Source organism: Aquitalea aquatilis (assembly GCF_005155025.1).
Classification (GTDB): Bacteria; Pseudomonadota; Gammaproteobacteria; order Burkholderiales; family Chromobacteriaceae; genus Aquitalea; species Aquitalea aquatilis.
In genome coordinates this window covers 1659114-1671608 of record NZ_CP039731.1, presented here as the reverse complement: position 1 = coordinate 1671608, position 12495 = coordinate 1659114, and the positions used below count along the sequence as shown (strand labels likewise).

Sequence of the window (12495 nt, the reverse complement as noted above, 5' to 3'; positions counted from 1 at the left end):
TTCACCCCTGCGGTTGCCAGCCATCATGCCGCAAGCGCTCGGCCACCGCCGTGGCGGAACGACGACAAGCCAGCACCGGAATGCCATGCGCCGCTGCGGTATCGCGATAGTGACGCATGGTGTTGTGACCCAGGTAGTCGGTCAGCAGAATCAGCATCTGGGTGTTTTTGGGCAGCGGCACCTTGCGCTGGTGCTGGGTATTGCGGCCGGTAATATGGCGGGCAATGCGGATATCGTACAAGGCCAGCACATCCGGGATCTGTCCCAGGCTATCGCCACCGATCAGCAGGGCATCCATGTCAGTCCTCCTCCTAGTGCCGCACTGCGGCCGGGTGATGGACAAACTGTAACTGGCTCGGAAAATTCCTAAAAATAATAAAAACTGGATTTGATATTCCAGCAATGCAGCTCAAGACTGCGCCACCGCTCCATCCCCTGAGGTAAAATGCCGCCATGCATACCGAAGACCGCCTGAATGAACTGGAAGTGAAAATCGCCTTCCAGGACGACCTGCTCGACAGCCTCAACGCCACCGTAGCGCGCCAGCAGCAACAGATAGACCTGCTACAGCAACAGCTACGCCTGGTCTACCAGCAGTTCAAGGCTGCCCAGCCCGATAGCGGCAACAGCGGTGGCTCGCTGCGCGACGACATCCCGCCACACTACTAAAACTCGCTTCCTCGTTCCGGCCTGGCACCGCCTCGCCGTACCCGGCTTACGGCGGCCATCAGTCCTTGCGACGTTTGCGTGCCACCACCGCTTCGATATTCTTGCGCGCAATCAGCTGCACCGGCGGCGCAGTCGTCGCGGATGCAGCTGGCTGTTGCAGCCATTTGTGCATGATCAGGCAATCTACCAGCCCCAGACTCTGGTGCCGGTACGCACCCGGCACGCGACCTACCTCGGCAAAACCCAGTTTCTTCCACAAGGCTACTGCCACGGTATTGCTGGCCACCACTGCATTGAACTGCATGGCAAGAAAGCCCAGTTCGCGTCCACGCTGCTGCGAATGCAGGCACAGCGCCGCTGCCACCCCTTTGCCACGCGCTGCCGTAGCCACCATATAGCCGCAATTGCACACATGGCTGCCCGGCCCGGCCGCATTCGGCTTGAGAAAATAGCTGCCCAGCAACACCCCGTCCTCTTCGGCCAGCCAGGTTTCCTGCGGCAGTTCGCACCATAGCGCCCGTGCCTGCTCCTCGCTCAGTTGCGGGTCGTAGGCATAGCTGTCCTGCGCCTGGATGATGCTGTGAAACGTCGGCCAAAAGGCCGGAAAATCGTCCGCGTGCATACGCCGGATATTCATGCTTTCTCCTGTGCAGCCACTGGCTGCGTCATCTTGCCGGAGAGCAGGCTGGCACCCGCGATCAGCGCACCGCCCAGCCACTCCTGCAGGCTCATGTTTTCGCCGGCCAGCCAGTAGGCCGACAGCGCGGCAAACACCAGCTCCAGCAGCATCAATGTCATGGTCTGGCTGGCCGGCAACAGGCTGACACCATGCTGGGAAATGATGCTGGTGGCCAGCAAGGTCATCCCCAGCAGTGCCAGCAACAACCATGCTTGGCCTGTCGTCTGCAGCACCGCACCCAATTGCTGGCGACTGGCCAGTGCGATAAAGCCCATCAGCGCGACACCAAACCAGATGGTGGCCGACTTCACCGGCACCGGCAGATTGCGGGCGCGCTTGCTCAGCACATTGCCCAAGGCAAAGCTGATGCCGCCAGACAGGGCCAGCCACTCATAACGCTGGCTGAGCAGCGCGGCACCCTCCAGCAGGCCGGGACGATACAGGATGGTCAGGCAACCTGCCAGCGACAAACCCACCAGCAGCCAGCCAGTACGGGTCAGCCTCTCCTGCAGCAGCAGGCGGGAAAACAAGGCCGTCCACAATGGCGACAGGTAAAACAGCAGCAGCACCCGCATCACCATGCCTTCCGACACCGCCCAGGTGTAACTGAAATTGCACCAACCAAACAGCAAGGCCAGCAGCGGCAATACCGGATGCCAGCGCAACTGGCGGCGATAGACATCCCAAAACAGGGCAATGCCGAGAATGGCGGCAATCAGGTATACCTGCAGCGAGGTTTGCGCGATGCTGACACCACGCTCATTCAGCGCACGAAACGGGTACCACATCAGGCCCCATACCAGTGCGGTGGTCAGAATGGCAACGATGGCAAGAAGCTTTTGTTTTACAAGAGGCATCACGATTTCTTAAGATGAGCGATTCTGTGGCTTTGCAGTAGCAAGGCCAAACAAGACCAGAAGCAGCTGGCATGGCCAAGCTGCTCCCACAGCATAGAGAGAACCAAGCGTGAATCCCCACCTGGACAGCCTGCAACCCTATCCCTTCCAGCGCCTGCGCCAGCTGATGGCTGGTGCGGTCCCGGCTGACAAGCCGCATATCAATCTGTCGATAGGCGAACCCAAGCACCCGACGCCGGACGTCATCAAACAGGCGCTGGTCGATGCACTGGGCGGCCTGTCGGTCTACCCGGCCACCCTGGGCAGCGTGGAGCTGCGCCAGGCCTGCGCCGACTGGATGCAGCGCCGCTACGGCCTGCAGCTGGATGCCGAAAAGGAAATCCTGCCGGTCAATGGCAGCCGCGAAGCCCTTTTCGCCTTTGTACAGACCGTGATCGACAGCCAGCAGGCCGTCAAACCGGTGGTATTGTCGCCCAACCCGTTTTACCAGATTTACGAAGGCGCGGCACTGCTGGCAGGGGCCGAACCCTTCTATGTCAACTGTACGGCCGACACGGCTTTCCAGCCGGACTGGGCCAGCGTGCCGACCGAGGTCTGGGCCCGCACCCAGTTGGTCTTTGTCTGCAGCCCGGGCAATCCCACCGGCGCGGTCATGGCACTGGACGACTGGAAAAAACTGTTCGAGCTGTCAGACCGCTACGGTTTTGTCATTGCCAGTGACGAGTGCTATTCCGAAATCCACTTTGGCCAGCCGCCGCTGGGCGGGCTGGAAGCAGCAAGCAAACTCGGCCGCAGCTTTGAGCGACTGGTGATGTTTACCAGCCTGTCCAAGCGCTCGAACGCGCCGGGCATGCGCTCCGGCTTTGTCGCCGGCGACGCCGCCCTGCTGGCCAAGTTCATGCTGTACCGCACCTATCAGGGCGGTGCCATGAGCCCCACCATCCAGGCCGCCAGCGTGGCCGCCTGGAATGACGAAACCCACGTCGAGGAAAACCGCGCCGCTTATATCGCCAAGTTCCAGGCCGTAACACCGATACTGGCCGAGGTACTGGACGTCGCCTTGCCGGATGCCAGCTTCTATCTGTGGGCCAAAATCCCGGGAGGCGACGATGCCGCCTTTGCCCGAGCCCTGTTCGAGCAGGAGCACATTACCGTGCTGCCGGGTTCATTCCTGGCACGTAGCGCACATGGCGTGAATCCGGGCAGCGGCTATATCCGTATCGCTCTGGTCGCGACACTGGCAGAATGTCAGGCTGCCGCCGAACGCATCGTGCGTTTCGTCAAGACAACTACTCAATAAGCGACATCCACCAGACATGACTGTTTCCATTCACCTTGCCAAAGGACTCCATCACATGCATCCGATCCAAGCCCTGATCGAAGAGGCGTTCGAAAAGCGCGCCGACATCACCCCCGCCACCGTATCCGCCGAACTGAAGGCCGCCATCGGCCAGGTGATCGACGAGCTGGATAATGGCCGCCTGCGCGTGGCCGAAAAGGTAGACGGCGACTGGGTCGTCAACCAGTGGGTCAAGAAGGCTGTGCTGCTGTCCTTCCGCATTCGCGACAATGTGGTACAGGACGATGGTGTGAGCCGCTACTTCGACAAGGTGGACACCAAGTTCCATGACTGGAGCGAAGCCCACTTCAAGGAAGCCGGCTTCCGCGTGGTACCGGGTGCCGTGGCACGCAAGGGCAGCTTCATTGCCAAGAACACCGTGCTGATGCCGTCCTACGTCAATATCGGCGCCTATGTCGATGAAGGCACCATGGTGGACACCTGGGCCACTGTCGGCTCCTGCGCCCAGATCGGCAAGAACGTGCACCTGTCCGGCGGCGTCGGCATTGGCGGCGTACTGGAACCGCTGCAAGCCGGCCCCACCATCATTGAAGACAACTGCTTCATCGGTGCCCGCTCCGAAGTGGTGGAAGGCGTGATCGTGGGCGAAGGCTCGGTAATCTCCATGGGCGTGTACATCGGCCAATCCACCAAGATCTACGACCGCGAAACCGGCGAAGTGACGTATGGTCGCATCCCGCCGGGCTCGGTCGTGGTGTCCGGCAACCTGCCGTCCAAGGATGGCAGCCACAGCCTGTACTGCGCCGTCATCGTCAAGAAAGTGGACGCACAAACCCGCAGCAAGACCAGCATCAACGAACTGCTGCGCGGCGTATAAGCCACACACCGCGCTGGCAGGCCCTGCCAGCGCAGGCTGACCGGACCCGGCCCTGCCGGGTCTTTGTCATTTTCTGGCCGCCAGCACCACGCATTGCCGGAAAACAGCTTGCCGCCACAACATGCCAATGAAATAATCGGCACTTGTGATTTTTATTATTGCTTCAAACTTATTTAAACAATCTTCGCCAGCAGCACTTGTCAAGATTTGTCCTTGCAATGCAACATCGTTACACGCTGAAACCTTATGTATTTGGCGAGACTCCTACAACCCTATAAAATCCACCTGTCTTGAGCCCAAGCAAGCCGGGACTTCACTCGTGTTTTTATCCGGAAAATCCGTGTCTTCAGACCATTTCATCGAATTCAGGAATGTCAGCTTCGCCTATGGTGAACGCCCCATCCTGAACAACATCAGCCTCGCCATCCCGCGCGGCAAGCTGGTCGCCATCATGGGTGGCAGCGGCAGTGGCAAGACCACCATGCTGCGCCTGATCTCCGGCCAGATCCGTCCCAGTGCCGGCCAGGTGCTGGTAGACGGCCGCAATGTGGCGGACATGAACCATGCCGAGCTGTTCGAGCATCGCCGCCGCATGGGCATGCTCTTTCAGTTTGGCGCGCTGTTTACCGACCTGTCGGTAGAAGACAATGTTGCCTTCCCCATCCGCGAACACACCCGGCTGCCGGACAGCATGATTCATGATCTGGTGATCATGAAACTGTCCGCCGTGGGCCTGCGTGGCACACAAGGATTGATGCCGGCCGAGCTGTCCGGCGGCATGGCCCGCCGCGTGGCACTGGCGCGTGCCATCGCGCTGGACCCGCAACTGATGCTGTACGACGAGCCCTTTACCGGTCTCGATCCGATCTCGCTGGGTGTGATTGCCCACCTGATCAAGAAGCTGAACGATGCACTGGGCACCACCTCCATCATGGTGACCCACGACGTGCACAAATCGCTGGATATCGTCGATTACGTCTACTTCGTCTCCAATGGCGCGGTGGTCGCGGCGGGTACACCGGCAGAAATCCGCGCCTCTCCCTCGCCCTGGGTACACCAGTTCATGTGGGGCGAGGCCGATGGCCCGGTACATTTTGCCTATCCTGCCAGCACTTCGCTGCAGCAGGACCTGGGCCTGAAAGGAGGCCAGCATGACTGAGCTGCTGCTGTCACCGCTGCGCCGGCTGGGGCACACCACCATCAACGCCATCTGGCGGCTGGGTTTCATCACCCGCTTCCTGCTGGCCATCCTGCGCTATTCCGGCCAGAGCCTGCTGCGCTTCAACCTCACCATCCGCGAAATCTATTTCGCCGGGGTGATGTCGGTCATCATCGTGGTGGTGTCCGGCCTGTTTGTCGGCATGGTGCTGGGCTTGCAGGGTTACAACACCCTGTCGCGCTTCGGTTCGGCCGATGCGCTGGGCGCGCTGGTAGCCCTGTCGCTGCTGCGCGAGCTGGGACCGGTGCTGGCCGCACTGCTGTTTTCCAGCCGCGCCGGCAGCGCCATGACGGCGGAAATCGGCCTGATGAAGGCCACCGAGCAGCTGGACGCCATGAGCGTGATGGCAGTCAATCCCATCGCCCGCGTGGTCGCCCCGCGCTTCTGGGCCGGGGTGATCTCCATGCCCATCCTGGCGGCCATGTTCAATGTGATGGGCATCTTTGGCGGCTACCTGATTGGCGTGGTGATGATCGGGCTTGATTCCGGCACCTTCTGGTCGCAAATGCAGAACAACGTCGACCTGCACTACGACGTGGTCAACGGCCTGATCAAGAGTCTGTGCTTCGGCATCGCCGTCACGCTGATCGCGGTATTCGAAGGCTATGACGCCACGCCCACCGCGGCCGGCGTATCCGCCGCCACCACCCGCACGGTGGTGACTTCGGCTCTGGTAATCCTGGCGGTGGACTTTGTCCTCACCGCCTTCATGTTCTAGGAAATGGGTAATGAAACGCTCTACTATTGATTTGTGGGTAGGCCTGTTTGTGGCAGTCGGCATTGCGGCGGTGGTGTTCATGTCGCTCAAGGTGGCCAATCTCACACCGCAAAGCGCGGACCAGACCTACACCCTGTATGCCGATTTTGACAATATCGGCGGCCTGAAGGTGAAGGCACCGATCAAGGAAGCCGGTGTAGTGGTTGGCCGCGTCGGCGGCATCCAGCTGGACACCAAAACCTACCGTGCCCGCGTCACCCTGAACCTGGACAAGCAATACACCTTCAGCCGGGACGCCAGCGCCGAAATCCTGACTGCCGGCCTGCTGGGCGAGCAGTACATCGGCCTGCTGCAAGGGGGAGACCCGGACGAACTGAAAGCCGGCGAGCACATCACGCTGACCTCGTCTGCCCTGGTACTGGAACAGCTGATCGGCAAGTTCATGACCAGCTTCTCCGGCGGCAATACGGCCAAGAGCACTGCCTCGGCCGCGCAGTAAATTCCAGACATAGTGCATAACCAATAAAGACTGACACACATCATGAAAAAACTGATCGCATGCTTTCTCGTCCTGCTGGGCCTGAGCGCCCACACCATGGCTGCCAACGACAATCCGGCTGATCTGGTACGCGACACCTCGCGCCAGATCATGGATGTCCTGAAGCAGGAAAACGGCAAGAACACCAAGCAGATCCGTCAGCAGGTTGAAGCGCTGGCCGTGCCGCAATTCGACTTCCAGCGCATGACTGCCCTGGCCGTCGGCCTGGGCTGGCGTCAGGCCAGCCCGGCGCAGCAAGGCGCGCTGGCACAGCAATTCCAGACCCTGCTGGTGCGTACCTACTCCACCACCATGACCCGGTTCAAGAGCGCCCAGATCGACATTCAGCCTAATGTCGTCGTCGGCAACAGTGGCCGCGAAGCCACCGTCAAGTCTGCCGTTACCCTGCCGGGCAACGACAAGGGCCCGGTTGCCGTCGACTACACCCTGTACAAGACAGCGCAAGGCTGGAAAATTTTCAATGTCAGCGTGGAAGGTGCCAGCCTGGTCACCGTCTATCGCAACCAGTTCAATCAGGAAATCAACAAGAGTGGTGTGGATGGCCTGATCAAGATGCTGCAGGACAAGAACGCCGCCCTGCCGGCTGCCAAATAAGGACGCACACCATGTTCGAGGAAACCGCCACCGGGCAGGGCCGCCTGTCCGGCAAGCTGGACATGAACAGCAGTGGTGCCTTGCTGGCCCCCCTGACTGCCCGTGTCGCCCGCGCCCCGCTGCAGCTGGACCTGTCCGGCATCAGCGAAGCGGACTCCTCGGCAGTCGCCCTGCTGCTGGCCTGCCGCCGTGCCGCAGAGCAGGCCGGTCAGACCCTGCAGCTGCAGAACTGGCCCGCCCGCCTGTCCGATCTTGTTGAACTGTATGCACTGCGCGAGCTGCTGGCCAGCCCGCAAGGAGAGTAAACCATGACCCGCAAGCATCGCCTGCTGCCCGCGAGTCTGTTGGTCGGCACCCTGCTGCTGGCCGGCTGTGCCAGCCCCCACCCGGCCACGCCGCAAGACCCGTACGAATCATTCAACCGCTCGATGTATTTGTTCAACGATGCCGCTGACCGATGGGTGATGAAACCGGCCGCCCAGGGCTATCGCGCCGTTACGCCAGGCCCCTTCCGCACGGCTGTTGGCAACTTCTTCGACAACTTCAAGGATGTGTACAGCGCCGCCAACAACCTGCTGCAGGCCGAGCCGGAAAAAGCGCTCAACGACATCATGCGGGTAGCGCTGAATAGCACCTTTGGCTTGTTTGGCCTGATCGACATCGCCACCCCCGCCGGCCTGAAGAACAACAAGACCTCGCTGGGTGACACCTTTGCTCACTGGGGCTGGAAGAGCAGCAACTACCTGGTGCTGCCGTTCTTTGGTCCCAGCACGGTACGCGATGGTCTGGGGCTGGGTGTATCGCTGGGCATCAATGGGCCGGAGCATCTGGTCTACCACAATACCAACGAGGCGGTCGCTTTCTACGGGGTGTACGGCATCAATACCCGCGCCCGTTATCTGGACCTGGATGACAGCCTGTCGGCGGCAGCCATCGACCCCTACACTTATATGCGTGACGGCTTCCTGCAATTGCGGGCCAGGCAGTTGGGCCAACCCAATCCGACCCAGAACGACGACATGAATATCGACGATCTGGTCAGCAGCCCGGCCGCTGCTTCGGCCCCTGCCGCAGAAGCTGCCCCTGCGGCCAGTGCCAACAGCCATGCCGAAGCCTCGGCAGCCGCACACGCCGCAGCCTCTGCTGCGCAATAAGCCTTCCGCTTTGACAGATAAAAGGCAGCCAGCAGGCTGCCTTTTTCATTGATAGCGCAGCGGCGCTTGATCTGGCACAAGATCATGTCCGGCATAAATATTAGAATTTACTAAATTATTTAATCGGAGTTGATCATGGAAGACCGCCGCATCCCGCAACAAGCACTGGAATACCTGACCCGCTGTCTGCGCCATGCCGTTTCCAACGGCCAATACCTGACTCCCGAGCTACTGGAAGAGGCCATCGCCGAATACAGCGCCGAACATCCGCAGCAAGCCATCCAGATTCTGCATTGAGTGCCACGCAGCAAAGAAAAAGCGGCCACAAGGCCGCTTGTTGTACATCGGGCATGAGCCACTGCGCTACAGTTTGAAGCGCCCGATCAGGGCTTCCAGCTCGTCTCCCAGCTGATGCAGGGTTTCGATGGCCAGATAGCTCTGACGCACCGACTCATCCGACTGCTGCAACATGTTGTGGATGCTTTCAATATGCTGGGCAATCTCCTGGCTGGCGGTGGACTGTTCTGCCGTTGCGACGGCAATATCCCCAACCGTGCGCACCACCTGCTGACTATTGTCGGTAATGCGGGTGATCGACGAGGCGGCCAGTTCGGCTTGCCTGACGCCACTTTCCACCTGTGACAGCGCCCCTTCCATGCTGCCGGCCGCCCGCTGGGTATCCTGCTGGATGGCCTGGATCATGCCACCGATTTCCAGCGTGGCCTGCGAGGTACGCTCCGCCAGCTTGCGCACTTCGTCCGCCACCACGGCAAAGCCACGCCCCTGCTCACCCGCACGCGCAGCCTCGATCGCCGCATTCAGCGCCAGCAGATTGGTCTGATCGGCGATATCGCGAATCACATTGATGATGCTGCTGATGTCGCCGGAGCGCTGCTGCAAGCCGGACATCACCTTGGCCAGCCCACGCACGGTATCGGCAATACCGCTGATTTCGCGCGAGGTGGCATGCACACTGTCAGCCACTTGTGCCGACATGCCGCCGGCCTCATGCGCCAGACGTTCGGCCGACTTGCTGGCATCGGCAATCAGGCTGATGCTGACCGACAACTCTTCCACACTGGCGGCGGTGGCATTGGCCGCTTCCGACTGCCGTGCCGAACTGTCGCGAATCTGGCCGATATCCACCGTCATGGTGCGCACCGAACCGGACACGCCAGACGCATGGCCGCGTACATCCAGCATCATGTCATGCAGCGAGCCGGTAAAGCGGTTAAAGGCCGAGGCGGCCGCACCGATTTCATCGCTGCTGATGATGGCCAGCTGCCGTGTCAGATCCCCACTGCCGCTGGCCAGTTCGGTCATTGCGCTTTGCAGCCGTCCCAGCGGACGCAGCAGGTAGGTCAGCGTCAGCCCCAGCAGCAGCAGGATCAGCAAGAGAATGGCCACGCTAACGGCCACCGACTGCCAGGTCGCCGCCCAAACCGGTGCCAGTGCGGCCGCCGGCGGAATGCTGATGCGCACCGCCCATGGCTGGGCGATGTCCCCCACCCGCACCGGCAGCACGAAATGCCACAGGCCATCGGCAGTCTCGTACTGCACTTCCTTGCCGCTCTCGATAGCCTGTTTGATCTCGGCAGGCAGGCTCGGGTCCGGCTTGCCGATCAGGCCTTGCTCCGGCCCCGCCAGCATGACGCCCTTGTTGGAGTACAGGCTCATCGCACCGCTGCCATAAGGCTTGACCTTGGCGGCCAGCTCGCGCAAATGGCCCAGTGCCAGATCGACCCCGGCCACGCCCAGCACCTTGCCATCCACTTGCAGCGGAATGGCCAGCGTCCCCATCAGTATCTTGATGTCTTCATCCACATAGGGCTCGGTCAGGACCGGCTTGCCACTGGCCTTGGGCAGCTTGTAGTAGTCGCTGGCATCCACACCTTCGCCACCCCACACCACATCCACCTTGCCACCCTTGTTGAACCAATACACACCGCTGCGGCCTTGCTTGTCATTGTGCTCGCTGCCAGCCAGCTCCTTGTCGCGCCCATCGAAGGCGTCGGGGTCCCAGATGACCCAGTAGCCGACCGCATCCGGATTATGCGGCAGCTGGGCTCGGGTCATCTCCGACACCAGCTGCCGGCCATTGGCCGGCATATTGCGTTTGACTGCACCAGCCGCTTCGGCCAGCGTCTCTACCGCGTGATAGGACGACTCCAGCAAGCGCTGCACATTGCCGGCCTCGCGCTCGGATAGCAGGCGCGCATTGTCGCGTACCTGTTCCCGTGCCTGCTGGTAATGGGCATAGGCATTCAGCCCGATCAACAAGGCAAAGCCAATGAGTATCAGCAGGCCGCTGCCGATCAATATCTTGTTCCTGATTGTTTTGAACATAAGAACTCCGTCTGCCGCTCGATTATTGTGATGTCGACAGGGATGCCGCCGTAGCGGTCCGGTTTGCCCGCCAAGGGCAATCTCCGGGCACTTCCCCTTTGTAACTGGCCATTTATTATTGGCCGCTCTGTCCATTTTCACAGAAATTCTTATGATTTGATCAAAAAATATGACATCAATCCGCATTTACGCGATATTGATGCCATATTTGGTCAAATTATTGCCAAGCGACGCTAAGCGTCAATCCTGGCGCAAACGACAGGTCTTAGCTGATACGTTCGATCTGCGCGCCGACAGCGCCCAGTTTCTTCTCGATGTATTCGTAGCCGCGGTCCAGGTGATAGATGCGGTCGACGATGGTTTCGCCTTGCGCCACCAGGCCGGCCAGCACCAGGCTGGCCGAGGCGCGCAGGTCGGTTGCCATTACCGTGGCACCGGACAGCTTGTCCACACCGTGCACCACGGCGGTATTGCCTTCCACTTCAATGCGCGCGCCCATGCGGTTCAGCTCCGGCACATGCATGAAACGGTTTTCGAAGATGGTTTCAGTCACGATGCCGGTACCTTCTGCCACACAGTTCAGCGTCATCAGCTGTGCCTGCATGTCGGTCGGGAAAGCCGGGTAAGGCAGGGTACGGAAATTGATGGCTTTCGGGCGGCGCTTCATGTCCAGCGAAATCCAGTCATCGCCAGCCTCGACAATCGCACCGGCTTCCACCAGCTTGTCCAGCACCGACTCCATGCTGCGCGGAGCGGCATTGCGCAGGATCAGGTGCCCCTGGGTAATGGCAGCGGCCACCAGGAAGGTACCGGCTTCGATACGGTCGGGCATGATGGCGTATTCACAGCCATGCAGCTTGTCCACTCCCTCGACCACCAGACGGTTGGTACCGATGCCGCTGATGCGCGCACCCATGGCCACCAGACAGTTGGCCAGATCAGTCACTTCCGGTTCGCGTGCGGCGTTTTCCAGAATGGTGGTGCCATCGGCCAGTGCGGCTGCCATCAGCAGGTTTTCGGTACCCCCCACGGTCACCACATCCATCACGATGTGCGCGCCACGCAGACGCGCGGCCTTGGCCTTGACGTAGCCATGCTCGATGACCACCTCCGCCCCCATGGCAACCAGGCCCTTGATGTGCTGATCCACCGGCCGGCTGCCAATGGCACAGCCACCGGGCAGGGACACGGTGGCTTCGCCAAAGCGCGCCAGGGTCGGGCCCAGCACCAGAATGGAAGCACGCATGGTTTTCACCAGATCATACGGTGCCACCAGGCTGTCCAGGTGATCGGCGGTGATTTCCATTTCGTGCACATTGTCGGTCATCACCCGCACACCCATGCCCTGCAGCAGCTTCTGGGTGGTGGAGATGTCGCGCAGCATCGGCACATTGGTAAAGCGCATGGTGTCGGCAGTCAGCAGGCTGGTGCACAGAATCGGCAGCGCCGCATTCTTGGCGCCGGACACGCGGATTTCGCCATTCAGCGGACCATTGCCGCAAATTCTCAGTTTGTCCATATCG

The 12495-nt window shown here is 60.6% G+C and carries 16 protein-coding genes; 10 read left to right on the top strand and 6 right to left on the bottom strand.

The features are described 5' to 3' along the window. Position 1: 1 nt before the first annotated feature. On the bottom strand, positions 2-298 hold the full coding sequence (locus FAZ30_RS07800; RefSeq protein WP_124645599.1) for a DUF2325 domain-containing protein: 297 nt from the start codon (positions 296-298) through the stop codon (positions 2-4). A 155-nt stretch (positions 299-453) separates the two neighbouring features. Between FAZ30_RS07800 and FAZ30_RS07795 the strand changes: the two genes are divergently transcribed. After that, entirely contained in the window at positions 454-669 is a 216-nt protein-coding gene (locus FAZ30_RS07795) for a SlyX family protein (protein ID WP_103524424.1), read from the top strand. A 58-nt stretch (positions 670-727) separates the two neighbouring features. Here the strand turns inward: FAZ30_RS07795 and FAZ30_RS07790 are convergent, their stop codons facing one another. Both FAZ30_RS07790 and FAZ30_RS07785 read right to left on the bottom strand, forming a co-directional pair. Further along, positions 728-1306 (bottom strand): GNAT family N-acetyltransferase, encoded by a 579-nt coding sequence (locus FAZ30_RS07790; protein WP_233578693.1) that lies wholly within the window; start codon positions 1304-1306, stop codon positions 728-730. Next, positions 1303-2205 (bottom strand): DMT family transporter, encoded by a 903-nt coding sequence (locus FAZ30_RS07785; RefSeq protein WP_124645598.1) that lies wholly within the window; start codon positions 2203-2205, stop codon positions 1303-1305. Before FAZ30_RS07785 ends, FAZ30_RS07790 begins: the two co-directional genes overlap by 4 nt. A gap of 109 nt (positions 2206-2314) precedes the next feature. Here FAZ30_RS07785 and dapC point away from each other — a divergent pair, with 109 nt between their 5' ends. Further along, entirely contained in the window at positions 2315-3505 is a 1191-nt protein-coding gene (dapC, locus tag FAZ30_RS07780; RefSeq protein ID WP_124645597.1) for a succinyldiaminopimelate transaminase, read from the top strand. A gap of 55 nt (positions 3506-3560) precedes the next feature. Then, positions 3561-4382 carry a 2,3,4,5-tetrahydropyridine-2,6-dicarboxylate N-succinyltransferase gene (gene dapD, locus FAZ30_RS07775; RefSeq protein ID WP_124645596.1) on the top strand — a complete coding sequence of 274 codons (822 nt, stop codon included), beginning with the start codon at positions 3561-3563 and terminating at the stop codon, positions 4380-4382. Positions 4383-4448: 66 nt separating this feature from the next. Here the strand turns inward: dapD and FAZ30_RS20385 are convergent, their stop codons facing one another. Next, positions 4449-4586 (bottom strand): hypothetical protein, encoded by a 138-nt coding sequence (locus tag FAZ30_RS20385; protein WP_158613678.1) that lies wholly within the window; start codon positions 4584-4586, stop codon positions 4449-4451. Between the two features lie 136 nt (positions 4587-4722). Here FAZ30_RS20385 and FAZ30_RS07770 point away from each other — a divergent pair, with 136 nt between their 5' ends. The 7 genes from FAZ30_RS07770 to FAZ30_RS20380 all read left to right on the top strand — a co-directional run bounded on the left by FAZ30_RS07770 (position 4723) and on the right by FAZ30_RS20380 (position 8923). Further along, entirely contained in the window at positions 4723-5541 is an 819-nt protein-coding gene (locus FAZ30_RS07770) for an ABC transporter ATP-binding protein (RefSeq protein WP_124645595.1), read from the top strand. Beyond that, a complete protein-coding gene (gene mlaE / locus FAZ30_RS07765) occupies positions 5534-6319 on the top strand; it encodes a lipid asymmetry maintenance ABC transporter permease subunit MlaE (RefSeq protein WP_059285994.1) in 786 nt (261 codons plus the stop codon). Before FAZ30_RS07770 ends, mlaE begins: the two co-directional genes overlap by 8 nt. Positions 6320-6329: 10 nt before the next feature. Then, on the top strand, positions 6330-6818 hold the full coding sequence (gene mlaD, locus FAZ30_RS07760) for an outer membrane lipid asymmetry maintenance protein MlaD (protein WP_124645594.1): 489 nt from the start codon (positions 6330-6332) through the stop codon (positions 6816-6818). 42 nt (positions 6819-6860) lie between these two features. Next, on the top strand, positions 6861-7472 hold the full coding sequence (locus FAZ30_RS07755; RefSeq protein ID WP_124645593.1) for an MlaC/ttg2D family ABC transporter substrate-binding protein: 612 nt from the start codon (positions 6861-6863) through the stop codon (positions 7470-7472). An 11-nt stretch (positions 7473-7483) separates the two neighbouring features. Next, positions 7484-7777 carry an STAS domain-containing protein gene (locus tag FAZ30_RS07750; protein ID WP_137009215.1) on the top strand — a complete coding sequence of 98 codons (294 nt, stop codon included), beginning with the start codon at positions 7484-7486 and terminating at the stop codon, positions 7775-7777. A 3-nt stretch (positions 7778-7780) separates the two neighbouring features. Continuing rightward, entirely contained in the window at positions 7781-8626 is an 846-nt protein-coding gene (locus FAZ30_RS07745; protein ID WP_246043418.1) for an MlaA family lipoprotein, read from the top strand. Positions 8627-8761: 135 nt separating this feature from the next. Then, the gene (locus FAZ30_RS20380; protein WP_158604645.1) at positions 8762-8923 is read left to right on the top strand and encodes a hypothetical protein; all 162 of its coding nucleotides are present in this window, start codon (positions 8762-8764) and stop codon (positions 8921-8923) included. A gap of 66 nt (positions 8924-8989) precedes the next feature. Here FAZ30_RS20380 and FAZ30_RS07740 read toward each other — a convergent pair whose 3' ends face one another. Together FAZ30_RS07740 and murA are read right to left on the bottom strand one after the other, a co-directional pair. After that, a complete protein-coding gene (locus tag FAZ30_RS07740; protein WP_158613676.1) occupies positions 8990-10972 on the bottom strand; it encodes a methyl-accepting chemotaxis protein in 1983 nt (660 codons plus the stop codon). A gap of 265 nt (positions 10973-11237) precedes the next feature. Continuing rightward, a complete protein-coding gene (gene murA, locus FAZ30_RS07735) occupies positions 11238-12491 on the bottom strand; it encodes a UDP-N-acetylglucosamine 1-carboxyvinyltransferase (RefSeq protein WP_137009211.1) in 1254 nt (417 codons plus the stop codon). Between the last annotated feature and the right edge of the window lie 4 nt (positions 12492-12495).